The sequence below is a fragment of the Halorubrum trueperi genome (assembly GCF_042662525.1).
GTDB classification, from domain to species: Archaea; Halobacteriota; Halobacteria; order Halobacteriales; family Haloferacaceae; genus Halorubrum; species Halorubrum trueperi.
The window spans coordinates 26,594-50,121 of record NZ_JBHSXI010000001.1; the positions used below are offsets into that span (position 1 = coordinate 26,594).

Here is a 23,528-nt window from a genome sequence, read left to right on the forward strand (position 1 = left end):
AGATGATCGTGAGCGACGCCTCGAAGAAGGTGATCGGCGGCGAAGGGCGGGCTACCGCGTTCGCGGGACGATCCCGATCGGGTACTCCGCAAGGACCTCGTACCCGTCTTCCGTGACGACGACGAGGTCCGCCACTCGAACCCCGCCGACGTTCGGGTCGGAGACGCCCGGTTCGATTGCGACCGCGGTCCCCGGTCGAAGTTCGGCTCCGCCCGACAGCGACGGCCACTCGTGGAGGCTCACGCCCACGCCGTGACCGGTGTCGTGAGTGAAGCCGACTCCGCCCTCCCCGGCGTTCGGGTCGAATCCGTACGCGGCCAGTTCGGCGGCGGCCTCGCCGTGAACGCGCGCGGCGGTCGCACCCGGTTCGATCTCAGCGAGCGCTGCTTCGCGGGCCGACTCGACCGCGACGGACGCTCGCCGCTCCCAGCCGCCGTCGCCGTCGACGACGAACGTTCGAGTCAGATCGCCGCGGTAGCCGTCCGGCCCCCGCGGCGAGACGTCGAGAAGCACCGTCTCCCCGGCGCGGATCGGGACGTCGCCGACGAAGTGGAGGTCGGCGGCCGACGGCCCCGAGCCGATCACGGTGTCGCCCGCGTCGCCGACGCCGCGGGCGGCGAGAACCGCGTTCACCTCGCGCCGAAGCCGTTCGGTGGTGAGACGGCCGCCGTTCCAGCGAAGGGCGGGTCGGCGTCCCGCGTCCGTCTCCCCGGCGGGCTCCGCTTCACCGACCTCGCTTTCGGCCAACACGGTCTCGGCGCGCGCCGTTCCCGCGACGGCCGCGCGCTGGACCCGTCGGAGCCGGTCGATCTCGGCGTCAGTCTTCCGCTCGCGAGCCGTCTCGACGGCGTCGGTCGAGGAGAGGTCGTTGCCGGCGCGTTCGAGGTACACCGCCGCGTCGTGCGGGATCGACGGCGGAACGAGGAGGGTTCGGTCGCCGTCGCTCTCGGCGGCCCCGTCGCGGTCGCCGTCACGGTCGCTGTCGGCGAGCAAGTCACACACGACGGCCGCTGCGCGCTCCCCCGCGTGATCGCCGACGCCGTCGGTTCGGACTTCGCGGACGACCCCGTCGTGGAAGTCGCGGTCGTCGGTTCGAGTGCGCGCGCTCGCGACGAAATCGCGTTCCGCCTGCTCGCGGAACAGCGACGGCGCACAGAGGACGGCGCGACCCGCGAAGTCGTCGACCGGGACCACGACCAGCGCGTAGGCGCGATCGGGGCCACAAAACCGCGTGAGGTAGCGGAGACCGTCGTCGAAGCGGTCGCCGACCGCCACGAAGGCGTCCGCGCCAGCCTCCGCGATCGCCCCGATGATCGGGGTGAGATCGGTGCGGAGTGGGGCCCCATCGGCCGGATCGTGCTTCGGGGTTCCGTCCCCGCAGTCGCCCTTTCCTCGACCGTCGCACCCGTCGCTCACGGCTCGGGTTCGGGGACCGCCAGCTCGGCCTGGACTTCCTCGATCAGCTCCTGTGCGGGCTCGTCGCGGAGTTCGTTGAATAGCAGGACGCTGATCGGGAGCGTCGGCGCACCGCTTATCAGGCTCTCCATGATCACGAGCCGCTCGCGGGCGCGGGACATTCCGACGTAGAAGACGCGCCGTTCGTTGTCCGTGAGAACGGGAACGGGGCTCGTCGACTTGGTGAACTCCTCGACGCCGTCGACGTCCGTCGGGTCCTCGATGGAGGCCGCCATCTGCTCGACGACCTTCTCCGTGAGGTCGGTCGCGACGAACACGTGGTCGGCCTCGCGACCCTTCGCGGAGTGGATGGTGCCGACGCGGACGCGAGTCGGATCCATCCCCTCGTAGTCGCCGTCGAAGTACGCGCCCATCGACTTCCGCTGGAAGCTCGTCACCTTTCGGACCATGTCGTCGGCGCTCGCGGCGTCCGGCATGAAGGGGATGAACTCGTCGAGCTCGTCGGTCGTCACCTCGATCAGGGAGATGTCGTCCGCGTCCGCGTCCTCCTCGCGGTCGTCGAGGAAGTCGTAGAACTCGTCGCGATCGTGGGTCCCGAACGCGGAGTCCTGGAGCATATCGGCGAGTCTCCGGGCTTCGAGGCCGGTGACGGGATCGCCTTCGTCGGTCTTCTCGATGGCGCTGACGTAGTCCTGTACGCGATCGGTCCACATCCGCCCGTCGGTTAACATCGTGAAGGGGATGCCGTGGTCGATGAACTCGTCGATGAAATCGAACATCTGGTAGCGCGCGCGGAACAGGCACATCACGCTCCCCTCGTCGTCGTCGACGGTGTACCGGACGTTCCGAACGAGCTCGATCATCGAGGGCGATTCGATCGCCTCGACGGCACCGCCCTCTTTGCGCGGGTGGAGGTCCTTCTCCTGTCGCTTGTCGATGTGACGGATCTCCGCGTTGACGACGTTGAGAATCTCGGAGGGGAGCCGGTAGGAGTTCGGGAGGACGACGTCCTCGTCGACGTCGGTGTCGAGCAGGAGGTCGGGGTCCGCACCTTGCCACGCGTACACGACCTGGTCGTCGTCGCCGGCGATGAGGACCTTCTTCATGTGCGGCCGCCACTCCTCGAAGACGTTGTACTGCAGCGTCGTGATGTCCTGGAACTCGTCGATGATCAGGTACTCGACGTTCGGCACGAGCGAGCGCTGCGCGACGCGTTCGAGCATGTCCGCGAAGCCGACGAGGCCGTTGTCTCCCTTGTAGCCCCGCCACGCTCGGATCGTGTCGGGGATGTCGATCCGGTCGTCGTCGGAGGGCCACGTGGGGGTGTACTTGTTCCCCTGCTGGGCGTTCGGGTCCTCCTCCGGCGGGAGCCGGACCTCCTCGACGTTCCACTGGAAGGGGACGTCGTACCAGTCGGCCACGTCGCGCTCCGTGCGCTGAAGCCACTGGGAGGTGGCGATGATCTTGTTCCCGATCGTCGTCGATCGGGCGGTTCGGCGGCCCGCGCCGCCGTGCTGGTCCTCGAACTCGATACCGTAATCCTCGCAGAACGCCTCCTTGTCGTCGTCGCCGACGACGTCGTTGCGGGAGAGGTCGAGCAGTTCGTACGCTTTCGCGTGCATGGTGGAGACGTTCCCCTGGAGGCTCCGCGGGGAGACGTCGAGTCGCTCGGCGAGTCGCTCGCGGATCTCCGCGGCGGCCGCTCGCGTGTACGAGACGACGAGGACGTCGCGGACGTCGGTACCCTCGTCTTCGAGGATCCCCTCGACGCGGTCCAGAAGCGCCGTGGTCTTCCCGCTGCCCGGACCGCCGAACAGTCGCGTCACCGTGGGATCGGTCATTGTATACTCCAGATCCCGGTTCTCCTTAAACGCCGTGGCTCGGGGGCGCTCCGGACGAAACACCCGGTTGGGCGTTCCGCGCTCGTCGGACGCCGGTGCGCTCAGTAGCTCAGTTACTTCGTGTTGCGCGGGCCTCGCGGACGTCGGCACCGTCGCGGACGAGATCCTCACAGGCGGGGCAGACGCGGGGACGGTCGACCTCGTTCGGGGTGAACACCCGAACGTAATCCGTCGTGACGAACGAACCGCAGTTCTGGCAGGTCGGCATAGTCGTGACTCTCTATTAATGATATATAATACTGCCGGCCAAATCGATCGAAAGAAACTCGCTAATCGGTCGTGCGCCGTCCTCGTCGTCAGGTTGGACGCCAGTCGCAGACGCCACAGCGCGCGGTTCCTTCGGGATGGAGTGCACCACACTCCGGACACTGAAGCTTGTTATAGGATCGCTCCCAGCGTACGATTTCTGTCTCGTGGCCGCGATCGGACAGGAACTCGTCGAGCACGTCGTCGTCCGAGCTGGGTGCACTACTAGACATGCATGTTAGTGAATGGCACGCAGATATATATGTCTTGTTCCGGTTTCCCGCCAACGTCCGCCCTCGACCGATCTCGACCGCGGAGCTGCGACCGTCACACGGATGCAAGGAGAATATCTGCGGCTGTAGGCGCGGGTGAATCCGACGACTGGGCGGCGATCCACGCTGCGGTACCGGCCGCCGGCGTCGCGGTTCCTTCGCGAACGCTCCGCTCAGTCCTCGGCCCAGTAGTACAACTCCTCCCGCGGCGCGTCACAGTTTGGACAGTTAGCCGGGAGTTCACCACCGATTTCGCCCATCTCACCGCACTCCCAGCACCGCCACATCACGTAGGCGGTCCCGAACACGTCGCGCGCGTCGGTGAGCGGCATTGGCTCCGAGCCCGCCGGCGACGAGACGTAGAAGCCGTCGTCGTCGACGCCCCGGACCGTCCCGAGCTTCTCGCCCTCCGCGTCATACACCGGTTGTCCGATGCTCACGTCGGCGAATACGGGTTCTTCGGAGGCCATGTGCGGATATACGGACCGATCCCCCATAAGTATGGTACGTAGTCTCTTCCCAATATTTGAGCTGAGAACTGAGAGCTGAGAACTGAGAGCTGAGAGCTGAGAACTGACTACTGAGTACGGTGCGACGTGAAACGAACGCGAAGGGCGACGAGGCGAGACTCCAAACGGAAGGAACGACGAGAGACTACGCGACCGGCGTCCGCTCGACGACGGTGCCGTTCACGGTCGGGTACTGCTCGACGATCTCGCCCTCGTCGAGGTCGCCGTCTTCGACCATCTCCTCTAAGAGCCACCACGCAATCTCGACGTGTTCCGACTTGACGGTGTAGAACTCCTCGGGGACGCCGAGCGCCTCGAATCGATCGGCGTCGACGGAGGCCTTCCCGTAGACGAGGGTACCGTCGTCGGTCACCTCGTCGAACGCGCGACGGATGTTCTTGGCCATCCGCTTCAGACGGTTTCGGTGTTGCGCGGCGTCCTTGAACACGGACGTACAGAAGTACACCTTCTCGTGGCTCGCCATCTCGGAGACGAGCGCGTCGTCCTTCGACCCCTCGACGGCGGACATGTGGTCCTCCTGCAGTTCGAATCCCTCCTCCTGCATCCGGCGGTAGTTCCCGTCGCTCATCTCGAACTCGTTGATGTTGCAGAACTCGGCGGCTCCCTCGTCCAAGAACTCCAGGAACTCTGGTTCCGCGCGGATGCCGGGGATCTCGAAGGCCGGCGTGAGCCCCTCCTCGCGGGCGATGTACAGAATGTCCTCCCACTCGGTCCCGTGCATGTCGCCCCACAGTTCCACCGGTGGGTGAAAGCGGATCTCGTCGAGTCCCGCCTCGCTCAGGCGGCGCATGTTCTCGCGGCCGCCCGTGATCCCGGTGTAGAGGTGGGTGTGGTGGTCCTCGCCGAACTCGTCTTTGAGCAGTTCGAGGTACCGGGTCGTCTTCGCCATCGCCTCTTGCGGCTCGCCGCCGGTGATCGAGGTGCCGAGCGCGCTCATGCGCTTGGCCTCGGCGATCACGTCCTCGTCGGACTCGACCTTGCGCTCGTTGGCGTACACGTCGGTGACGTTCTTCCGGTTCTCTCCGAGAGGGCAGTAGAAGCAGTCCCGCTGGTCGCAGTAGCCGTAGACGAAAAGCACCATCTTGCCGCCCTTGGCGCACTGTTCACAGCCCTTGGAGATCATCTACGCGGTAATACCGGCTCCGGCTTGAAAAAGCGTCCGAAGCGCTCTCACCCGGGAGATACGTTGTCACGGAGCCGCTGTGGCATCGCCACGAACACGATTCGAAACGCGAGCGCGTGCCCGCCCGTTCGACGATTCGAGCGGTGCCCGTCCGACGATTCGAGCGATGCCCGCCCGACCTCCCGAGCCTCGTTCCACCTGTCCGCCGGGGCCGCCGCGAGCCGAAAGCCTATGCCGACCAGTCGCGTAGTTCCCCGTAATGCTGCTCGTCCTCTGCGTCGATCTCGACGACGACCTCGGCCGCAAGACGGGAATTCCCACTCCGGTCATCGGTGCCCCCGACGTCACCGAGGCCGCGGTCGCGCTCGCGACCGCCGACCCGGAGGACTCCGACGTGAACGTGCTGTTTCAGGGCGTGAACGTCCACGACGAGCTTGCGGCCGACGGCGAGGCGGTCGAGGTCGCCGCGGTCACCGGCGTCGACGGCTCCGACGTGAAGGCGAACCGGGCGGTCGGCAAGGAGGTCGACCGCGTCCTCGCGGAGCTGTCGACCGGCGAAGAGGTGTCCGCGGTCGTCATCACCGACGGCGCACAGGACGAGTCGGTGCTTCCGGTGATCCGCTCGCGGATGCCGATCGACGGGATGCGCCGCGTCGTCGTCCGGCAGGCACAGGACCTCGAATCGCTCTACTACACGATCAAGCAGGTGCTCGCCGACCCGGAGACCCGCGGCACCATCCTCGTTCCGCTCGGGGTGCTCCTCCTCATCTACCCGCTGGTCGTCGTCGCGAACCTGTTCGACGTCGCGGGTGCCGCCGTACTCGGGATCCTCTCGGGATTCGTGGGGCTCTACTCGCTGTTCCGGGGGCTCGGCCTGGAGGACTCCGTCGACCGAACCGCGGCGACCGTCCGTAACGTCCTCTACACCGGGCGCGTGACGCTCGTCACCTACGTCGTCGCGCTGGCGCTGATCGTCGTCGGGGCGGTCCAGGGGCTCGACACCGTCGAGACCGTCACGGCCGTTCAGAACGCCGAGGTAACGACCGGACTCGGCATCGCCGCGTTCGTTCACGGCTTCGTCCAATGGCTCGCCGTCGCCGGGATCACCTCCAGCCTCGGACAGATAACCGACGAGTACCTCGCGGGTCGGTTCCGGTGGCGGTACCTCAACGCCCCGTTCTACGTCCTATCCATCGCCGTCGTGCTCTACGCGGTCTCCGGATTCTTCCTCCCGGCCGCGCCGGGCGTGACGTCGCTCGGCTTGCCGGACCTCGCGATGGCGCTCGCGGCCGGAACGCTCACCGCCGTGTTGAGCACGCTCGCGTTCGCCGTCGCGGAGTCGCAGCTCCCGTCCGCGGAACCGGCGTGATCGGCGAAAAACGTTCGAGGAGAAACGGAGGGGGATCTATCGCGGCGTCCACTCCTCACAGGCGTCCATGTCGTCCATCAGCTCGTCGTAGTGCCCGCAGTACGGCTGCATCCCGTCGTCCGTGCGGACGTAATCGAACTGCGCGCAGTTCCCGCAGTAGGTGTCGCCGGGACCGTCGCGAGCGGACGCCTCGGCCGATGGGCGCGTCGGATCGGTGGGAGACGGCCCGGAGGACGACGGGTCGGAGCGGGACGACGGGCTGCTCCGACCGGCCCGACCGGTTGAGGTTGATCCCCCGGGAGCGTCGAGGGGAGACGTGATGTCGGCGGTCGTGTTCCCGCCGTCGCTCACGCCCGCGGATCCGACGCCCGGTCCGTTCGCGACGCTTCCGGGGCCCGCCCCGCCGGCAGACTGCGATCCGCCGGTCGGTGGCGAGCGTTCCGTCCGCGGCCCGTTTCCGGCCGATCCGGATCCGCTCGTGCCCTCTCTCGAGGAGTTCGGCCGGTTGGTCTGCGTCTCGACCTCGCCGTCGGGGGTGCCGCCGAGCAGGCCGACGCCGCCCATCCCGTCGAGCTGATCGCGCCCGACCTCGATGATTTTCGTCTCCCCCTTGTGGGTCACCTCCATCGTGACGGTTCCGCCGGGATCGTTTCGGGTCTTGAAGTTGGCGACGCCGACGAACACGCTCCAGAGCGTCGTCGCGGCACCGAGGAAGTACAGCCCCGCGGTCGGCAGCGTGAGGTCCGTCAGCTCCGGGCGCGGACCGCCGACCCACTGGTACGGGTAGGCGTGCGCGAACAGCGCGACGCCGAGGCACATGACGGCCGCGCCGATCAGCGCGGTCGCGCGGGTGCTTCGATCCGCCGGAAGTACGGTCATCACGCCGATCAAAAGCAGGGGGACGCCCACGCCGCCGAGCACGCCGCCGAGCCGTCTCGCCGCGCCGGAGCCGTACCCTCCGGGAAGGAGCACCTCCGCGGCCACGAGGATTCCGGCGACGAGCAGCAGCGTTCCGGCGACGAACGAGCCCACGCCGAGCGACAGGCGACGCGGGTCGACCTCGGAGCGTCCCCGTCCGCCGTACGCCTCCGAGAGACTGGTCATACGCGGTCTATGGCGTCCACCCTCAAAACAGTATGTCAGACGTTCGCCTCCGACACCCGGTGTGACGGGGCCGCGCGCCCCCGCGACTCCGCGACCACCTCAGCCGCGTGCGTCGACTCAGCGTCGTCTCAGATGAGCGCGTCGACGTCGGCGTGCGCGTCGAGCAGCTCCGCCATCCGCGAGACGGTGCGCGCATCGCGGGTGCGGCCGCCCCGGACGACGCCCTCGGCGCGGTCGATCGCGGTGACCGTGTCGGTGTTCACCGCGAGGACCGGCTTGCCCGCCTCGGCCGCCTTCCCGAGCACCGCCCCGGACGGACGGTGCCCTCCGGTCAAGACGAGGCACGCGACGCCGGAGGCGTCGAGCGCCGCGGCCTGCACGTCGGCGCGGTCGCCGCCGGTGATGACCGCGGCGTCGCGAGCGCGCCGGAAGTGGCGGAGCGCCTCGTCACCGCCCATCGCCCCCACGAGGAAGCGCTCGACGAAGGCGTCGGTCGGCGCGTCGGTGAGCAGATCCGCACCCAGTTCGTCGGCAAGTTCGCCGACCGTGACGCCCGCGAGCTCCTTCTCGTGCGGGATCGCCCCGAACACGGTGATTCCCTTCGATTCGAGGAACGGGATCCCGTCCTGATCGAGCGATTTGAAGGCGTCGTCGGAGACCTTGTTGAACACGACGCCGGCGAGGCGGTCGCCGAACGCGTCGGCGGCCGCCAGCACGTCGTCGAGGTCGTTCGGCGAGCCGTACTCGGCGACGAGGACGACGCGCGCGTCGAGCAGCTCCGCGACGTCGACGTCGGTGAGGTCGACGACGCCGCCGGTGGTCCAGCTCCCGCCGCCCTCGACGAACATCTGATCGCGGTCGGCGGCGAGCTCCTCGTACTCCTCGCGGATCCGGTCGTGGAGAGCGCCGATGTCTTCGGTACCTCGAATTGCGCCCTCGACGAACGTCGGCGAGTAGACCACGGGCTCCATCTGGTGCATCTCGGCGTCCAGACCGAGCACTTCGCGGGCGAGCATGGGGTCCTGATCGAGCGTCTTGCCGACGTTCGACTGGAGCCGCGTCCCCTTCGGTTTCATGTAGCCGACGCTGCGGTCGCGGTCGGCGGCCAGTCGCGCGAGCGCGACGGTGATCGCCGTCTTCCCGGCGCTGTCTCCGGTCGCGGTGACGAGTGTCGTGGGTGTGTCTGTCATGGGTCGAGTTCCTCCGGGTCAACCGTAAGTCTCACGTCGACGGCGGCGGCGTTCGTGCCGCCGTCATCATCGGGCAGTGCGACGAGGGGATTGATGTCGAGTTCCACTACCGCGGGGAAGTCGGTGACGAGCTGGGAGAGCCGACCGATCGCGTCGACGACGGCGTCGACGTCGACGGGGTCTCGGCCGCGAGCCCCCCGCAGCAGGGGAGCCGACTGGATCTCCTCGGTCATCTCTCTGGCCTCCGGCTCCGAGACGGGCGCGACGCGGAAGGTGGTGTCTTCCATCACCTCCACGAAGATACCGCCGAGCCCGAACATCAGTAGCGGGCCGAACTGCGGGTCGCGGTTCATGCCGACGATCGTCTCGACGCCGGCGTCCAGATCGACCATCTCCTGGACCTGCACGCCGAGGACGGTCGCGTCCGGCTGGTAGTTTCTCGCGCGAGTGATGAGGTCCTCGTAGGTGTCCGCCACGTCCGCGTCTGCGACGCCGACGGCGACGCCGCCGATGTCGGACTTGTGCAGGATGTCCGGCGAGACGATCTTCATCACCACGTCGCCGTCGATCTCGGCGGCGACCGCTCGTGCGCGCTCGGGACTGTCGACGATCTCGCCGGCGGGCGTCGGAATGCCGTACGCGTCGAGCAGTTCCATTGCCTCGACGCCGAGACGGTTGTCGTCGCGCTCGCGCACCGTTCCGAGGATCTCGCGGGCGCGCTCGCGGTCGACGTCGAAGGACATCGGCTCGGCGTACTCTCGCTCCTTGACGTCGCGGTACTCCGCGAGCGTCGCGAGGCTCTCGATCCCGCGAGCGGGGTCGAAGTAACAGGGGATCCCCTTCGCCTGGAGCCGCCGTTTCGGTTTCCGAGTTCGGTCGCCGCCCATCAGACAGGCGGCGACGGGGGCGTCCATCTCGTCGCTCACGTCGGTGATCGCCTCCGCGAGGTCGTCGAATTCGATCGTCGCGGTCGGCGCGGCCAACACCAGCGCGGCCCCGACGTTGTCGTCGGCGACGGTGATCTCCAGCGCCTCGCGGAACCGCTCCACGTCGGCGTCGCCGATCACGTCGACGGGATTGTGGATGTTCGCCTCCGCCGGCATCGACTCGGCCAGTGCGTCGCTCGTCTCGCGAGTGAACGACGCCATCTCGAGATCCGCGTCGCCGACGGCGTCGGTGGCCATCACGCCGGGGCCGCCGGCGTTCGTGACGATCGCGACGCTGTCGGTGTCGGGCAGCGGTTGGCTCCCGAGGATGCCCGCCGAGTCGAACAGCTCGTCGACCGACTCGGCGCGGATGACGCCCGCCTGATCGAGACCGGCCTCGTACGCCTCGTCGGAGCCGGCGAGCGTCCCGGTGTGCGAGGAGGCGGCCTGCGCGCCGGCGCTCGTCCGCCCGGACTTCACCGCGACGATCGGGGTGTCCCGTGCGGTCTCGCGTGCGGTTTCGATGAACTGCCGGCCGTCCTCGATCCCTTCCAGGTAGCCGATGATCACGTCGGTCTCGTCGTCGTCGCCCCAGTGGTCGACGAAGTCCGTCTCGTCCAGGACGGCCTTGTTCCCGAGCGAGACGACGTCCTTGAAGCCGATCCCGTTGTCGTTGGCCCAGTCGAGGACCGCGGTGACGAACGCGCCGGACTGGCTCATAAAAGAGAGCCCGCCACGGAGCGCGTTCTCCGGGCCGAACGTCGCGTTTAGCCCCGAGGGCGTCGACATGATCCCCAGGCTGTTAGGGCCGACGAGGCTGAGGTCGTACTCGTCGGCTATCTCCGCGAGGCGTCGCTCCCTCGCCGCCCCGTCCTCCCCCGTCTCGCCGAATCCCGCCGTGATCACGACGACGTTGCGGACGCCGGCCGCGCCGCACGCCTCGATCGCGTCCAACACGATCGAGGGCGGGACGACGACGACGGCGACGTCGGCGTCCGCGTCGGCGACCTCGTCGACACAGGGCGTCCCGAGCACCTCGTCGTAGTTCGGGTTGACGGGAACGGTGTCGCCGTCGAAGTCGTCGAGCAGGTTCGACGTGACGGCCCGACCGACGGCCCCCTCGCGCGACGTCGCGCCGACGACGGCGACCCGATCCGGGTCGAACAGCTCGTTGAGCGTACCCATCACCGCTAACCTACGCGCACCCGCGGCTTAAGATCGGTGGGAGGATTTTCAGGAGCCGAGTCAATAATGAACGACCGATCGGGACGATCCGCGCCCGGGCGACGTCTCTCGTCTCGTGTCTCCGATAAATTTCCGATCCGCGTATTCTCTCGCGCTTCAGTTGGATTTCCCCTCGCCCCGCCCCGTCGACGTTCTGGGCGGCCGATCGATCGCCGCTTCGTCGCCGATCGGCGCTTCGTCGCCGCTCGCCCCCTCATCGCTCTTGGCGTTCGGGACGGTGAGCGTTACGACGTTCCCGTCGTCGTGAGTGTCGAACGAAAGATCGCCGCCGGAGCGGTCGGCGATCCAGTAGACGAGCCACAGTCCCATCCCCTCGGTGTGGTGGAGGTCGTCCATCTCCCACCGGTCGGTGATCGCCGAGCGCTCTTCTGGCGGAATCGGTGAGCAGTTGTCGCGGATCGATATCTCGACGACCTCGGCTGACTCCGTGACCGTCACCCGAACGACGGGTGTCGATTCGGCGTGTTCGAGGCCGTTCGCCACCAGTTCGGCGATCGCGTAGTCTAGTTCCGGATGGGTGAAGGCGAGAACGTCCGACCGGCACGAGACGGATACCTCGGGAGCTGGCGGGTCTGCGTCTCCCTCCGGATTCGCGGCGTCGAGATCGTCGACCGCCATGTCGACGGCGGTCTCGACGACGGGTTCGATCTCGATGGGGTGAGGCGATCCGCGCTGGCGGAGCAGGTCGATCACGCCGCGCTGCTTCTCCGCGGTCGTCAACAGCTCTCGGGCCACTCGACGGATGGTCTCCGCGTGTTCGCTGATCTCGTCGACGAGGGCGGATACCTCCTCGTCCTCCGCCGCCGCGACGCGGTCGGCGATCCGCTCCGCGGTCCCGTCGACGACGTTCATGTCGTTGCGGATCGTGTGCCGGAGCAGGTTGTCCATCACCGCGAGCTGTCGTTCCCGTCGGTACTCCTCGGTGACGTCGCGGGCGAAGCCGGCGACCGAGACGACCTCCCCGTTCTCCGTCACCGGCTCGCCGGGCACGCGGACCCACTTCGTCGGGCCGTCTCCCGCTCCGAGGCGATAATCGAGAAACGTCGACTCGCCGCTCGAGAGCCGCTCCATCGCCCGCTCGACGTACGGGCGATCGTCGGGATGGACCCGATCGAGGAACCGCCGCGGTCGGCGTTCGAGCTCCGCGGCCGACACGTCGAACACGCTTTCGACGGCGTCGTTGACGAACAGCAGCTCGCTCCAGTCGGCCGAGAACATCCAGAACACGTCGGAGGAGGCGGACGTGATCGTCTCCAGCCGCCGCCGCGATTCGACCTCCTGCGTGACGTCCCGCGAGGTCAACACGTATCCGTCGACGCCGGTCTCGTCGGGCACGTGAACCGTCGTTCGGAGCCAGACCCACTCGTCGTCGGCGGTGCCGTAGCGGAACTCCAATGGGTCGGTCGTCTCGCGCTCGCCGGCGACGATCGCGTCGAACGCGCCGCGGAGCCAGCGCTCGTCCTCGGGGTGGACGAGGGCGAACGCGTCCGTGCCGACCAGCTCGTCGGGGTCGAATCCGAGGAGGTCGACGACGGCCGCGTTGAGGTATTGGTAGACCCCGCTCGCATCGAGGACCACGACCTTGTCCTGCGCGAGGTCGAGGAGGGTCGCTGGGTCCGGCCGGTCACACATACCGAATCGGGGTCTGTACGGAATAATAAGGCTGTTTACCGGATTATCAGAACTGAATCCGAACCGACGGATCAGTCCGCCGAGACGCTCGTCGTCTCGAAGGCGGCGGACACGCGGTCCGTCGCCGTCGATCCCTCCATGGTAAGCGAGACGCCGTCGTCGGTGAGCTCGACCGCCGCGTCGGTGACTCCGCGCGCGTATTCCGCGGCGTGGTCCCCGTCCGGATCGAACCGGACGCCCTCGATCAAAAGCGGCGTCTCGCTCAGCCGCTCGACCTTGCGGTAGGCGGTCGAGAGCGCGATGTCGCAGGCATCAGCGAGCTCGCTCGTCGTCATGGCTGTGTCGGCGACGCCGAGGATCGCTCGGCAGTCCGCGTCGGAGAGGAGGTCGAACAGTTCATCGAGGATCTCGTCCCCCTCGGTTGCCGTCGTCGTATCGGTCGTCGCCGTCGTACTGGTCGCCCGCCGCTCGTTTCGCTTCATGGATGGAGGTACCGACTCCACCCACCCCAACACCGGCCCTGCATATAGGGGGTGTTTTATAAGTAATCGGCCGGCAGCGGCCGGGATCGGGTTCCGCTCCCGCGGCGCTCCCCCGCCGATTTAACTGGAATTAGGCGCTAAGTCCCCTTCCTCAAGGAGCAACGCAGGGAGCAAAGCGACCGAGTAGCGCAGTAGGGAGGGGATACAGCGCCGCACGATCCTCAAACACGTTCGCCGCTCGGCCCACAGGCCACCCCCACCTTTATGTCTATCCAAAGTCTATACGTCGATGATGGATAGGTTTGAAATTGAAGGAGAAGAAGTCCTCGACGGAACCGCAAAACCTTCGGGGAACAGTGCCCACGTCATCGTCCCCAAACGCTGGCGCGGAGCCGACGTGAAAGTCGTCCGCATCTCCGACCCCGACCCAGACGAATAGCCCATGCACTACAACTACAAGTATCGACTCAACCCGCCAGAAGCCCTCGAAGAGGAGCTTCTGTACCACGTCGATACTTGTAGGCAACTCTACAACCACGTCCTCCACCAGCTCAACGAGGCAGACGACATCCCCGCCCGCTACGAGGTGCAGGGGCGACTCCCCAACCTCAAATCGTGGTGGAACGACCTCGGAGATGTCCACTCGAAAGTTCTCCAGATGGTCGTCAAGCGCCTCTACGACAACCTCTCCACGCTCAAAGCACAGAAGGAGAATGGACGCACCGTGGGAATGCTCAAGTGGAAACCACCTCGGGAGTATCGGTCGCTCACCTACAACCAGTCCGGCTTCGAACTCAAGAATACGAGTGGTCGGCCCACGTTGTGGTTGAGCAAGATCGGCGAGATCCCGATTCACCTCCACCGAGACATCCCCGAGAACGCGACCATCAAACAGGTCGCGGTCAAACGCGAACCCACGGGCGAGTGGTATGCCACGTTCGGCATCGACGTGGACGAGGATACATCAGAGAAGTCGGAGAATCCCGAGCGGGTCGTCGGCATCGACGTGGGAATCCTCAAGTACGCCCACGACACCGATGGGTACGCCATCGAGAGTCCCGACTTCAGCGAGGAACGTGAGCGACTCGAACGCGCACAACGCGACCTCACGCGGAAGGAACACAACTCTGCGAATTGGAAGAAACAACGGCAGGTTGTTGCCGAACGTCACGCCGACCTCAAGCGGAAGCGTCGGGACTTCCTTCACAAGTTGTCGAACTACTACGCCTGCGAGTACGACCTCGTGGCGGTTGAAGACTTGGACGCGAAGGGCTTGGTCGAACTGCCGGGTAACTCGCGCAACCGGGCAGGAGCGGCGTGGGGAACGTTCTTGCGGATGCTTCAATACAAGTGCGAGCGCGAAGGGACGTACTTCGTCGCAGTTGACCCAAAAGACACGACGAAAGAGTGCGCGTCCTGCGGTGTCAAGACGGATAAGCCGCTGTGGGTCCGTGAACACTCGTGCCCGTCGTGTAGGTTCGAGGCGGACAGGGACGCGAACGCGGCGTGGAACATCCTTTCTCGCGGTCTCGAAGACATAGGAGTGGGACACTCCGAATCAACGCCTGTGGAGACTGCGCTCCCTACGGACACCAATTCGGTGTCTGCAAAGCACGTCGTGGAAACAGGAAGCCCCACCCTCAAGGAGCGAACCGCGTCAGCGGTGAGCGAGTAGGGTGGGGTAGTTCACTACTGCTCCCGTGCCGCTCCCGCGCCAACGGCGTCAACGTTTTGCCCGGCCGCGGATACGAACGGATGCAGATGGGATCCGGCATTAGGGCGGAAGTCTCGCTCCCGACGGGGTCTCCGTCGCCTTTCGACGGAATCGTCGACGGATCGAGACCGATCTACAGTGTTGCACGCAGCGGTCCGAACGGCGATTCGGGATCGGTCGTCCTCGAATTCGTCGCCGACGCTGACCTGCCGGTCCCCGAGTGCGTCGACGTGGTGTTCGACTACGGCGCAAAGGCCGCCTACCGATTCGAGACGCCGTGTGCGGACGATTCGCCGTTCTCCGTGCTCGATCGTCACGGGGTGCCCGTCGCTGAGACCACCATCCGCGACGGGCGATTACTCGTCACCTTCCACGCCACGGATCTCCCGACGCTCCGGTCGGTGCTCGACGCGTTTCGGGAGTCCTGCGCGGACATGCAGGTGTTGCGGCTGCTCCAGTCGTCATCGACACCGGAGGAGTCCGACCTCGTCACCGTCGACCGGAGCGACCTGACCGAGCGCCAGCGGGAGGTGCTCACGGCCGCGTACGAGGCCGGCTACTTCGACCATCCGAAGGGGGCGAACGCCGGCGAGGTCGCCGAGTTGCTCGGCATCGACCGGTCGACGTTCTCGGAGCACATGGCGGCCGCACAGCGGAAGCTGCTCTCGACGCTCCTCGACTGAGCGGGCCGCGGGGGATCCGCCCCGTGAGCGGATCGAATTCCTCGCCGTTCGAATCCCACGCGGACCAGATCCTGCGCGGACCAGATTCTGAACCGACAGGAATCCGAGTCATCCTTCATGAGTGTCTGTACCGTAATTTCGCCCATGACGAGTCCACGAACGCACACCTTCGTCTGCCCGGAGTGTCGTCGGTCGATAGAGGTGGACGACCCGATGCGGGCGACGCTGCTCGACGTGGGCTGTGTCGTCTGCGGCGCGCCCGTCACCGAGGGAGACATGGCGGATCCCCCTCCAGCGTAGTTTAACCGCGCGCTCAGTCGCCGTCTCTTCGCCGTCCCTCCGTCGTCCGGTCGCCTGTCGACTCCCGATCGCTCGCTCGTCTCGTATCCTTTATCCCGGCGTGCGAAGAGATGGTGCGTATGGCGACGAACAGCGAGGTCGAGATGTCCGCCGCGGAGGTCGACGCGTTCCTGTCCCGACACGAGACCGGCGTGCTCTCGCTCGCGCGCGAGGAGACACCGTACGCGATCCCCATCTCGTACGGCTTCGACACGGAATCGCGGGACGCCTTCCTCCGGCTGGTGTCGACGCCGGACAGCGAGAAGCGAGAGTTCCTCGGGTCGAGCCCGCAGGCTCGGATCGTGGTGTACGACGAGGACGGCGACGAGTACGGCAGCGTCGTCGGGGTCGGGACGCTCCGCCGCGTCGACCTCGACGAACTCACGCCCGAGACGATCGCGCAGTACGGGGAAACCCGTCGCCCCCTGTTCGAGATATGGGCGGACGGGAAGTCGGACCTCGACATCAACCTCTACCGGTTCGTTCCCGACCGACTCACCGGTCGCACGGTCATCGTCGACCGCGACGACGAGTAGTCACCACGGCTCGTTCGGTATCACCACGGCTCGTTCTTCAGTCCGAGCGCGTAGGCTCCGACGTTCGTGACCACGTGGAGCACCGGCGTCATCGCGAGGACGACCGCGAGCACGGGGAGCGTGAACACGTCGAGCGCCCAGTCGGGATCGACGACGAAGGCCAGCGCCAGCGCCCCGACGACGAAGTCGAGCTGGTCAAGGCCGGGGAACGCCGCTCCGCGCTCGCGTCCCGAGCGTCGCTTGAGGAACGAGGCCCCGATGTCGCCGCACATCGCGCCGAACGCGAGCGCGATCGCGGCGGGGAGCGCGAACGTCGGCAGGTCCACACCGAGCGCGGCGCTCGCGGGGTCGTTGAGCGCGTTGAGCGCGAGCGCGAGGACGACCCCCACGAGGGTGCCGACCGCGGTTCCGCGCCAGGTCTTCCCGTCGCCGAGCACGCGGGTCCCCCGCCACTCGCGACCGCCGTCGATGGGGCGGCCGCCGCCGGCGAGCACCGCGGCGTTATTCGGCACGTAGGCGGGCAACATCGCCCAGAACGCCGTCGCGACGAGGGAACCGATCATACGCGGTCCACGCCCGTCCCGGGCTTATAAACCACGATCGACGACCGCGGAACCTCAGGCAGCCGCCGTCCACATCGCCGCCGAGGGTTCGGGTCGGGGCCGAGGGTTCGGGTCGGGGCCGAGGGTTCGGCTCGATACTTGGGTCGCGGGGCCGAAAACAATGAAGTCGATAGCGCCCCCACTTCCGGTATGATCCCTCCGATCGCGCGGCGGTTCGTCGCGGGCGAGAGCGTCCCGGAGGCGCTGGATCACGTCCGGGCGCGCAACGCGGACGGCGTCGCCGTCATGCTGAACCTGCTCGGCGAGCACTACGACGATCCCGGAAACGCTCGCGCCGACGTCGACGCGTACCTCGCGCTGCTCGACGACATCGCCGACAGCGGACTCGACGCCTGCGTCTCCGTGAAGCCCTCCCAGATCGGCCTCGACGTTTCGGCGGATCTGTTCGAGGAGCACTATCGCGAAATCGTCGCTCGCGCGCACGAGCACGACGCCTTCGTCTGGTATGACATGGAGAACGCCGACACCACCGACGCGACCCTCGACGCCTTCGAATCGATCGCCGCCGACTACCCGTGGAGCGTCGGCCAGTGCCTCCAGTCGAACCTCAAGCGCACCCGCGAAGACCTCGAACGGCTAGTCGACGTTCCGGGGAAGATTCGACTCGTGAAGGGCGCGTACGACGAGCCGGCAGCGATCGCTTATAAAAAGCGATCGCGGGTCGACGAGGCGTACCGCGAGGACCTCGCGTTCCTCTTCGAGCGCCGCGAACGCGGCGTCGCCGTCGGCAGCCACGATCCGGCGATGATCGCCCTCTCGGACCGACTCGCTCGGGAACACGGGACCGCGTACGAGGTCCAGATGCTAATGGGGGTTCGCGAAGACGCCCAGCGCGACCTGGCCACGCAGGGCGTGGACGTGTCCCAGTACGCGCCGTACGGCGACAAGTGGATCTCCTACTTCTACCGGCGCGTCCGCGAGCGCAGGGAGAACCTGACGTTCGCCGTGCGAGCGGTATTCGGGCGATGAGCCGCGCGAGGCCGGATCAGGCAGTGAGCCGAGCGAGGCCGGATCAGGCAACGAGTCGCGCGAGGCCGGAGCGGTCGCGCCACCGGAGCCGACGCGTCGCGGTGCCGTCGCGTAGAAGCCCTCTTAAACATCGCCGTCGCATATCAATTCGATAGATGTCCACGTGGAAACGCGACTTCGCCAGCGGCCTCATCGTGTTGGCCCCGCTGTTAGTTCTCCTTCTCGTCATCCAGTGGATCTACCGCTATATCGCGTCGATCCCGTTGATCGAGGACCTCCAGCCGGCGATCATCCCCGGACCGCTGGAGCCCGTCTCCCGCGTGATCATCGCGCTCGCGGTGTTCGCCACGGTCGTCCTCGCGGTCGGGTACTTCATGCGGACGACGTTCGGTCGGCTGGCGGAGTCGGCCGTCGACGGCGCGATAAACCGGATTCCCGCCCTTCGAGTGGTGTACAACGCCTCGAAGCTCGCCATCGAGACCGCCGTCTCCGGGACGGACGAACTCCAGAGTCCGGTATACATCGAGACGTGGCCGGGGATCCGAATGACGGCCTTCCGAACCGGAAAGAAGACCAGAGACGGGAAGATCGTCCTGTTCATGCCGACCGCGCCGAACATCACCACCGGCTTCGTGATCGAGGTCGAACCAGAGCGCGTCGAGGAGACCGGCGAGACCGTCGAGGAGGGAATGACCCGCGTCCTCTCCGCCGGCTTCGCTGAATCTGCGCATCAGGTCCCCGTCGAGGAGGAGCGCCCGCCCGAGGGAACCACCGGACGGCCCGGCGGCGTCGGCGGCGTCCGCACTGACGGAACCCCGGGCGAGTCCGATCGCCCGTCACCGGACGGAAGTGGTGACAGCGACTGATCAGCGCCAGCGACTGATCAGCGACGACGACTGATCGACGACGGACGGGAGCGGCGACGATGACTGATCGGAGAAGACGAGTCGCGGAGCGGAACGGCGACCGAGCTGCTGTTTATAAGTATGTGAACCAGTCGTCGTGGGCGTCAGTCCGCCGCTCGACGAGGTCAAAGAAGGCGTCCTGCAGCTCCTCCGTGACCGGTCCGCGGGTACCGGTGCCGACCTCCGTGTCGTCGACGGAGCGGATCGGGGTCACCTCGGCCGCGGAGCCGGTGAAGAACAGCTCGTCCGCGGTGTACAACTGGCCGCGGGAGATGGCGGCCTCGTCGTGGACCTGATAGCCGCGATCCCTCGCCAGGGTGATGACGGTGTCGCGGGTGATCCCTTCGAGGATGGACTGAGCGGGACCGGTCGTGTAGATCTCGCCGTCGTTCACCATGAAGATGTTCTCGCCCGGCCCCTCGGCGACGTTGCCTTCCTTGTTCAGAACGATGGCCTCGACGTAGCCGTTCCGACGGGCCTCTTCGCCGGCCAGCATGGAGTTGACGTAGAGGCCGGTGGTCTTCACGTTCGTGGGGACCTGCGAGGAGGCGTGCTTCCGCCACGAGGAGACCATCACGTCAACGCCGTCGTTGAGGGCCTCCTCGCCGAGGTACGTGCCCCACGGCCACGCCGCGACGACGAGGTCGGTCGGGCAGTCAGCCGGCGAGACGCCGAGCGAGTCGTATCCGTAGTAGGCGATCGGCCGGATGTACCCGGACGAGAGGTCCTGTCGGTCGAGTAGTTCGAGGGTCGCTTCGGTGATCTCCTCGCGGGAGTGGCCGATGTCGAGGTCGTACATCTTCGCGGAGTCGAACAGTCGGTCGAGGTGCTCGTCCCAGCGGAAGATCGCCGATCCCTCCTCGGTGTCGTAACAGCGGACGCCCTCGAACACGCCGCTCCCGTAGTGGAGCGCGTGGGTCAGAACGTGAGTGGTCGCGTCCTCCCAGTCGAGGAACTCACCGTTCTTCCAGATCGTGTCGACGTCCATCTCGTCGAATCCCATACCCGGAGGTCACGGTGGGCGGGCTTAAATCTGTGACATGCGGAGAACGCGGCGACCACCGATTATCCACTGCGAACGCTCCAGCCGTTCGCTTGTAAGCAGCTGACAGCGCAGTCGACTCCTCCAAAACCCCAGCCGTGAGGACGGCGCATGCCGACAGCATGCTGGTCGGTTATTTGAGTGCCTCGACGAGGTCGGCCCCCTCGACGTAGGGGATCTCTCGGCGGCGAGCGTAGACGGCGGCGTCCTCGGGCGTCAGGGCCTCGCCGGTCTCGTCGTCGAGCATCTCACAGACCACGGCGGCGGGCGCGGCGTCGACCGCCTCCGCGAGCGCCAGGCCCAGCTCCGTGTGACCGGTCCGGCCGCCGAGGCCGTCGCGCGCGCCCCGAAGCACGTGGACGTGTCCGGGGGCGCGGAACTCGGCAGCGAACTCGGCGGGGCCGTATCCGGCCGGGTCGGCGTCGACCGCGGCGGCCGCGGCCGCGAGTTCGACGATCGTCCGTGCGCGGTCCTCGTCCGTGATCCCCGTGAACGTCTCGCGGTGGTTCACGGGCAACGAGAACGACGAGCGGTCGTCGTAGGCGGGGTCGTCGTCGACGGCGGGATGGTCGAGCGCGTCCGCGAGGAACGGGAGTTCGAACGCGTCCGCGACGGCGTCGTCGACCGCGACGCAGATGAGTCCACCCGCGTCGTTGCGCATGTGCGCGACCGCCGCCTCGTCGACGGCATCTGCGGGGTAGACGATGTCCGTCTCGCCTTCGCGGTCAGCGAAGTCGTGGACGCAGACCGGGTCGCCGGCGCGGAACGCGTCGAGCGCGCGGTCGACCGCGGTCGGCCACTCACCGCAGTCGCCGCGATCGCCGCGGTCGGGGTTGGTCGCGGTTTCGGCATTGCCCCCCACCTCTGTATCCGCCTCTCCCCCGACCTCCGCATTCGTCTCTCCGTCTGCGTCGACGCCCGCCCGCATCAGGCCACCTCCGTCTCGACGGCGTCGGTCTCGGGGGCGTCCGCCCGCGTCGTCGCCGCCACCCGGATCTCGACGCCGTCGCCGTCGGCGAGATCGAGGGCGTCGCGGAGTCGGTCCGGGGCGATCAGTTCGAGCTGGTCGTCGTCGTGGTGGGTCCGGTCGGGGACGATCGCGTGGACCGTCTCGTAGCGTTCGTCGTCGGTGACGAGGGTGACCGCGTAACAGGACGCAGCGCCGTAGGTCCGGTCCTCGTCCTCCCACGCGTCGATCGGGACCGCGTCGATGCCGGCCATCTCGCCGCGGCGGCGGACGCTCTCCTCCGCGAGATCGACGTTGAGGGTTCCCGGGAACGGCTCGTAGCCGAGCCGCGAGCGGAACTGCTCGGCGTAGCCGGGCAGCGTGATGTAGTGGCGGCCCTCGCCCATTCCCCCGGTGACGGCCCCGCGGAGGACGAGGTCGACTTCCGTTTCGAACAGCCGGCGGTAGTCGGCGTACTCGGCGCGGAGCGCGGCCTCGCCAGCGCCGGTGACGCGCACCCACTGGCCGTCGCCCACGACGTCGCGCTCGATGTACCCCGCGGATTCGAGGGTCTGGAGTCGTCGGGAGGCGGTTTGCGTCGAGGCGTCGAGGCGGTCGCCGAGGGCCGCACACGACACCTTCGTCTCGGTCAGGCCGCCGACGAGCCCGACGTGTTTCAGGGCCGCTATCGCGGCCGGGTCGGGATCCGCCGTCGCCGTCGCTTCTGCCATACCTCGATCTGGGTCGCCCGCACGCAAAAGGGTAACGAATATGGAACGCATCCCAAAAACGTTAATCACGTTTACGTTCGGCGTCGTCTTCACGACGCCGGTCCGCTTCGACTCGAACTCGCGGCGGCGGATACCTAACCCCGTCGGTTCCGGCGGTCACCGTGGCGGATTGCGGCGGGCCGCGACGGCCGTTCCGGGTGGGATCCACTCGCGCGCGAGTCCTCGAAAGGTAAGGTACAAATACGAACGGCGATTGTTCGACGATGAGGGCTCGTAGATCAGCGGCAGATCGCTTCCTTCGCAAGGAAGAGGCCCGGGGTTCAAATCCCCGCGAGTCCACTCGACTCACTTCGTTCGTCTCGTTCCCTCGCGTGCCCCCGCTCGCTGCGCTCGCGGGGACCCCGCGAGTTCATGCTTTCACACCGCAAGTAACGCACAAGCGGCGCAACATGCATCGAATTCACACTCGGAGCAAGTCTTACAGATCGTCGCCGGTGACGGCTTATTTAAATAGGCGAGCGCGATGGTGACGACTACTTATAAATGAACGTGGCGGTGGCGCGTGCCTGCGAGCGGCCGGTAGGGCGCGAGCAGACCGCGCGAGGGACGCGGTGAGCGCTCGGAGAGCGCGAACCGCGAGGTTGGGGAGGTGTGAGGTGCTGTGTGGTTGCGGTCGGGCGGGATTCAAAGGGGCAGTCGCCGGCGCTGCGCGCCGGCTGCCAGAGGCGCTCCGTGCCTCGCAGCTGGGGTTTTGTGGGTGGTCACTGCGCCAGCAACGACAGATAAGCGAACAAATGGAACTTTGGAGATACTCAACGCATTGTCAACGGGTATAAGCGATTAACGCCGGAAATCTAATAGTCACCCTAGATACGGAGGTCGATCTCCGGTGATTCGACTACTCGAATCGTTGGTGTATATTTAAAAGTAAAACCGCGAATAGCCGCTAGATTATTGCTCTGGAACGGTGACGGTCGTTTGGTAGATTGCTTGTCCCGAGGGTTCGTGGATCAGTTGGATATCGACGCGTTCATCGCTCTCTAAGGTTCCACCGTAGTCGTCGAACCAAACTGTGGTCCCAGTTTGCCACGATTCGCCGAGGTCTCCCGATGAGGTTGCATTAACATCACCGTATCTCTCCCCACCGACGGAGAGAACGACTTCACTCGTCGTCAGGTCCTGCCCACCGGTCTTCTCGATGTCGAAGCTGATGTTAGTACCGTCGTACGTCACGTTATCCGTCGAGAACGATGCCTGCGGTGCGCTCTCGCCGAGCTGATCGCCGAGTCCGAGCACGAACGTTCCGATGACGGCGGCCAGGATAACCGTGATGGCGACCATGAGGATAACCCCGATAACGGGGCTCACCGCACGGTCGTCCGAGTCGGATTGGGTGGTTGGTTTCATGATTGGTTGAACCCAGCTGTACACCGCCGGAACGGCGCTTCGGGGACTGTAGCGCGCCACCGTCGACGCCCACATCGCCCCGCGTCCGTTCCGACCGGGCGCTGGTTATGAGAGCAGACGACGAGCGGACTTATGTACTTATTGGCACTAATATCAGTCGTGAAAATTGGACGGGCGAGCCGATCGCCTCCGGGGAT

The 23,528-nt window shown here is 66.6% G+C and carries 24 protein-coding genes and 1 tRNA gene; 9 read left to right on the top strand and 16 right to left on the bottom strand.

The genetic code is table 11. The annotated features are described in order from the left end of the window. Positions 1-51: 51 nt before the first annotated feature. The 6 genes from ACFQEY_RS00120 to ACFQEY_RS00145 form a co-directional block, all read right to left on the bottom strand. Positions 52-1,416, bottom strand: a complete 1,365-nt coding sequence (locus ACFQEY_RS00120) for a M24 family metallopeptidase (protein WP_379763543.1) — start codon at positions 1,414-1,416, stop codon at positions 52-54. Continuing rightward, a complete protein-coding gene (locus ACFQEY_RS00125) occupies positions 1,413-3,257 on the bottom strand; it encodes a UvrD-helicase domain-containing protein (protein WP_379763545.1) in 1,845 nt (614 codons plus the stop codon). Before ACFQEY_RS00125 ends, ACFQEY_RS00120 begins: the two co-directional genes overlap by 4 nt. Before the next feature lie 109 nt (positions 3,258-3,366). Continuing rightward, the gene (locus ACFQEY_RS00130; RefSeq protein ID WP_008002314.1) at positions 3,367-3,525 is read right to left on the bottom strand and encodes a DUF7563 family protein; all 159 of its coding nucleotides are present in this window, start codon (positions 3,523-3,525) and stop codon (positions 3,367-3,369) included. 88 nt (positions 3,526-3,613) lie between these two features. Then, on the bottom strand, positions 3,614-3,796 hold the full coding sequence (locus tag ACFQEY_RS00135; protein ID WP_379763548.1) for an HVO_0416 family zinc finger protein: 183 nt from the start codon (positions 3,794-3,796) through the stop codon (positions 3,614-3,616). Positions 3,797-4,008: 212 nt separating this feature from the next. After that, a complete protein-coding gene (locus ACFQEY_RS00140; RefSeq protein WP_379763550.1) occupies positions 4,009-4,305 on the bottom strand; it encodes a PRC-barrel domain-containing protein in 297 nt (98 codons plus the stop codon). Positions 4,306-4,489: 184 nt separating this feature from the next. Beyond that, the gene (locus ACFQEY_RS00145) at positions 4,490-5,488 is read right to left on the bottom strand and encodes a radical SAM protein (protein WP_379763552.1); all 999 of its coding nucleotides are present in this window, start codon (positions 5,486-5,488) and stop codon (positions 4,490-4,492) included. Between the two features lie 259 nt (positions 5,489-5,747). Here ACFQEY_RS00145 and ACFQEY_RS00150 point away from each other — a divergent pair, with 259 nt between their 5' ends. After that, positions 5,748-6,857, top strand: coding sequence for a DUF373 family protein (locus tag ACFQEY_RS00150; RefSeq protein WP_379763554.1), 1,110 nt, complete (start codon positions 5,748-5,750; stop codon positions 6,855-6,857). A 36-nt stretch (positions 6,858-6,893) separates the two neighbouring features. On the opposite strand, the gene ACFQEY_RS00155 is transcribed toward ACFQEY_RS00150, so the two are convergent. From ACFQEY_RS00155 to ACFQEY_RS00175, 5 genes are all read right to left on the bottom strand, one after another. After that, a complete protein-coding gene (locus ACFQEY_RS00155) occupies positions 6,894-7,961 on the bottom strand; it encodes a cell division protein CdpA domain-containing protein (protein WP_379763556.1) in 1,068 nt (355 codons plus the stop codon). 128 nt (positions 7,962-8,089) lie between these two features. Then, on the bottom strand, positions 8,090-9,151 hold the full coding sequence (locus ACFQEY_RS00160) for a phosphotransacetylase family protein (protein WP_379763559.1): 1,062 nt from the start codon (positions 9,149-9,151) through the stop codon (positions 8,090-8,092). Next, complete coding sequence (locus ACFQEY_RS00165) at positions 9,148-11,262, bottom strand: acetate--CoA ligase family protein (protein WP_379763561.1); 2,115 nt, start codon at positions 11,260-11,262, stop codon at positions 9,148-9,150. Before ACFQEY_RS00165 ends, ACFQEY_RS00160 begins: the two co-directional genes overlap by 4 nt. 156 nt (positions 11,263-11,418) lie before the next feature. Continuing rightward, positions 11,419-12,954: a PAS domain-containing sensor histidine kinase gene (locus ACFQEY_RS00170; RefSeq protein WP_379763563.1), complete on the bottom strand. Its 1,536-nt coding sequence runs from the start codon at positions 12,952-12,954 to the stop codon at positions 11,419-11,421. A 71-nt stretch (positions 12,955-13,025) separates the two neighbouring features. Next, on the bottom strand, positions 13,026-13,436 hold the full coding sequence (locus tag ACFQEY_RS00175; RefSeq protein ID WP_379763565.1) for a helix-turn-helix domain-containing protein: 411 nt from the start codon (positions 13,434-13,436) through the stop codon (positions 13,026-13,028). A 292-nt stretch (positions 13,437-13,728) separates the two neighbouring features. On the opposite strand from ACFQEY_RS00175, the gene ACFQEY_RS00180 reads away from it, so the two are divergent. The 5 genes from ACFQEY_RS00180 (at position 13,729) to ACFQEY_RS00200 (ending at position 16,708) form a co-directional block, all read left to right on the top strand. After that, on the top strand, positions 13,729-13,875 hold the full coding sequence (locus ACFQEY_RS00180; protein ID WP_379763567.1) for a DUF2080 family transposase-associated protein: 147 nt from the start codon (positions 13,729-13,731) through the stop codon (positions 13,873-13,875). Between the two features lie 3 nt (positions 13,876-13,878). Further along, entirely contained in the window at positions 13,879-15,111 is a 1,233-nt protein-coding gene (locus ACFQEY_RS00185; RefSeq protein WP_379763569.1) for an RNA-guided endonuclease InsQ/TnpB family protein, read from the top strand. An 86-nt stretch (positions 15,112-15,197) separates the two neighbouring features. Next, the gene (locus ACFQEY_RS00190) at positions 15,198-15,833 is read left to right on the top strand and encodes a helix-turn-helix domain-containing protein (RefSeq protein WP_379763571.1); all 636 of its coding nucleotides are present in this window, start codon (positions 15,198-15,200) and stop codon (positions 15,831-15,833) included. 144 nt (positions 15,834-15,977) lie between these two features. After that, complete coding sequence (locus ACFQEY_RS00195; protein WP_379763573.1) at positions 15,978-16,133, top strand: DUF7560 family zinc ribbon protein; 156 nt, start codon at positions 15,978-15,980, stop codon at positions 16,131-16,133. A gap of 119 nt (positions 16,134-16,252) precedes the next feature. Then, positions 16,253-16,708 (top strand): pyridoxamine 5'-phosphate oxidase family protein, encoded by a 456-nt coding sequence (locus tag ACFQEY_RS00200; RefSeq protein WP_379763575.1) that lies wholly within the window; start codon positions 16,253-16,255, stop codon positions 16,706-16,708. A gap of 20 nt (positions 16,709-16,728) precedes the next feature. Here ACFQEY_RS00200 and ACFQEY_RS00205 read toward each other — a convergent pair whose 3' ends face one another. Then, positions 16,729-17,271, bottom strand: coding sequence for a CDP-2,3-bis-(O-geranylgeranyl)-sn-glycerol synthase (locus ACFQEY_RS00205; RefSeq protein WP_379763577.1), 543 nt, complete (start codon positions 17,269-17,271; stop codon positions 16,729-16,731). Positions 17,272-17,460: 189 nt separating this feature from the next. Here ACFQEY_RS00205 and ACFQEY_RS00210 point away from each other — a divergent pair, with 189 nt between their 5' ends. Further along, on the top strand, positions 17,461-18,300 hold the full coding sequence (locus ACFQEY_RS00210; protein ID WP_379763579.1) for a proline dehydrogenase family protein: 840 nt from the start codon (positions 17,461-17,463) through the stop codon (positions 18,298-18,300). Positions 18,301-18,455: 155 nt separating this feature from the next. Beyond that, positions 18,456-19,166: a DUF502 domain-containing protein gene (locus ACFQEY_RS00215; protein WP_379763581.1), complete on the top strand. Its 711-nt coding sequence runs from the start codon at positions 18,456-18,458 to the stop codon at positions 19,164-19,166. 112 nt (positions 19,167-19,278) lie between these two features. Here the strand turns inward: ACFQEY_RS00215 and ACFQEY_RS00220 are convergent, their stop codons facing one another. The 3 genes from ACFQEY_RS00220 to ACFQEY_RS00230 form a co-directional block, all read right to left on the bottom strand. Beyond that, complete coding sequence (locus tag ACFQEY_RS00220) at positions 19,279-20,208, bottom strand: branched-chain amino acid transaminase (protein WP_379763583.1); 930 nt, start codon at positions 20,206-20,208, stop codon at positions 19,279-19,281. Positions 20,209-20,380: 172 nt separating this feature from the next. Continuing rightward, positions 20,381-21,175 (bottom strand): 3,4-dihydroxy-2-butanone-4-phosphate synthase, encoded by a 795-nt coding sequence (ribB, locus tag ACFQEY_RS00225; RefSeq protein ID WP_379763585.1) that lies wholly within the window; start codon positions 21,173-21,175, stop codon positions 20,381-20,383. Continuing rightward, positions 21,175-21,924, bottom strand: a complete 750-nt coding sequence (locus ACFQEY_RS00230; protein WP_379763587.1) for a DUF120 domain-containing protein — start codon at positions 21,922-21,924, stop codon at positions 21,175-21,177. Before ACFQEY_RS00230 ends, ribB begins: the two co-directional genes overlap by 1 nt. 267 nt (positions 21,925-22,191) lie before the next feature. Here ACFQEY_RS00230 and ACFQEY_RS00235 point away from each other — a divergent pair. After that, positions 22,192-22,263, top strand: a tRNA-Ala gene (locus tag ACFQEY_RS00235). Positions 22,264-22,875: 612 nt separating this feature from the next. Here the strand turns inward: ACFQEY_RS00235 and ACFQEY_RS00240 are convergent. Next, positions 22,876-23,331, bottom strand: a complete 456-nt coding sequence (locus tag ACFQEY_RS00240; protein ID WP_379763589.1) for a type IV pilin domain-containing protein — start codon at positions 23,329-23,331, stop codon at positions 22,876-22,878. Between the last annotated feature and the right edge of the window lie 197 nt (positions 23,332-23,528).

What these genes read in the sequence shown, in the direction of transcription:
- ACFQEY_RS00215 (WP_379763581.1), top strand. Translation starts at nt 18,456, where the DNA reads ATGTCCACGTGGAAACGCGACTTCGCCAGCGGCCTCATCGTGTTGGCC.
- ACFQEY_RS00155 (WP_379763556.1), bottom strand. Translation starts at nt 7,961, where the DNA reads ATGACCAGTCTCTCGGAGGCGTACGGCGGACGGGGACGCTCCGAGGTC.
- ACFQEY_RS00160 (WP_379763559.1), bottom strand. Translation starts at nt 9,151, where the DNA reads ATGACAGACACACCCACGACACTCGTCACCGCGACCGGAGACAGCGCC.
- ACFQEY_RS00185 (WP_379763569.1), top strand. Translation starts at nt 13,879, where the DNA reads ATGCACTACAACTACAAGTATCGACTCAACCCGCCAGAAGCCCTCGAA.
- ACFQEY_RS00175 (WP_379763565.1), bottom strand. Translation starts at nt 13,436, where the DNA reads ATGAAGCGAAACGAGCGGCGGGCGACCAGTACGACGGCGACGACCGAT.
- ACFQEY_RS00240 (WP_379763589.1), bottom strand. Translation starts at nt 23,331, where the DNA reads ATGAAACCAACCACCCAATCCGACTCGGACGACCGTGCGGTGAGCCCC.
- ACFQEY_RS00180 (WP_379763567.1), top strand. Translation starts at nt 13,729, where the DNA reads ATGGATAGGTTTGAAATTGAAGGAGAAGAAGTCCTCGACGGAACCGCA.
- ACFQEY_RS00210 (WP_379763579.1), top strand. Translation starts at nt 17,461, where the DNA reads ATGATCCCTCCGATCGCGCGGCGGTTCGTCGCGGGCGAGAGCGTCCCG.
- ACFQEY_RS00195 (WP_379763573.1), top strand. Translation starts at nt 15,978, where the DNA reads ATGACGAGTCCACGAACGCACACCTTCGTCTGCCCGGAGTGTCGTCGG.
- ACFQEY_RS00140 (WP_379763550.1), bottom strand. Translation starts at nt 4,305, where the DNA reads ATGGCCTCCGAAGAACCCGTATTCGCCGACGTGAGCATCGGACAACCG.
- ACFQEY_RS00170 (WP_379763563.1), bottom strand. Translation starts at nt 12,954, where the DNA reads ATGTGTGACCGGCCGGACCCAGCGACCCTCCTCGACCTCGCGCAGGAC.
- ACFQEY_RS00130 (WP_008002314.1), bottom strand. Translation starts at nt 3,525, where the DNA reads ATGCCGACCTGCCAGAACTGCGGTTCGTTCGTCACGACGGATTACGTT.
- ribB (WP_379763585.1), bottom strand. Translation starts at nt 21,175, where the DNA reads ATGCGGGCGGGCGTCGACGCAGACGGAGAGACGAATGCGGAGGTCGGG.
- ACFQEY_RS00200 (WP_379763575.1), top strand. Translation starts at nt 16,253, where the DNA reads ATGGCGACGAACAGCGAGGTCGAGATGTCCGCCGCGGAGGTCGACGCG.
- ACFQEY_RS00150 (WP_379763554.1), top strand. Translation starts at nt 5,748, where the DNA reads ATGCTGCTCGTCCTCTGCGTCGATCTCGACGACGACCTCGGCCGCAAG.
- ACFQEY_RS00190 (WP_379763571.1), top strand. Translation starts at nt 15,198, where the DNA reads ATGGGATCCGGCATTAGGGCGGAAGTCTCGCTCCCGACGGGGTCTCCG.
- ACFQEY_RS00145 (WP_379763552.1), bottom strand. Translation starts at nt 5,488, where the DNA reads ATGATCTCCAAGGGCTGTGAACAGTGCGCCAAGGGCGGCAAGATGGTG.
- ACFQEY_RS00125 (WP_379763545.1), bottom strand. Translation starts at nt 3,257, where the DNA reads ATGACCGATCCCACGGTGACGCGACTGTTCGGCGGTCCGGGCAGCGGG.
- ACFQEY_RS00205 (WP_379763577.1), bottom strand. Translation starts at nt 17,271, where the DNA reads ATGATCGGTTCCCTCGTCGCGACGGCGTTCTGGGCGATGTTGCCCGCC.
- ACFQEY_RS00165 (WP_379763561.1), bottom strand. Translation starts at nt 11,262, where the DNA reads ATGGGTACGCTCAACGAGCTGTTCGACCCGGATCGGGTCGCCGTCGTC.
- ACFQEY_RS00135 (WP_379763548.1), bottom strand. Translation starts at nt 3,796, where the DNA reads ATGTCTAGTAGTGCACCCAGCTCGGACGACGACGTGCTCGACGAGTTC.
- ACFQEY_RS00230 (WP_379763587.1), bottom strand. Translation starts at nt 21,924, where the DNA reads ATGGCAGAAGCGACGGCGACGGCGGATCCCGACCCGGCCGCGATAGCG.
- ACFQEY_RS00220 (WP_379763583.1), bottom strand. Translation starts at nt 20,208, where the DNA reads ATGGGATTCGACGAGATGGACGTCGACACGATCTGGAAGAACGGTGAG.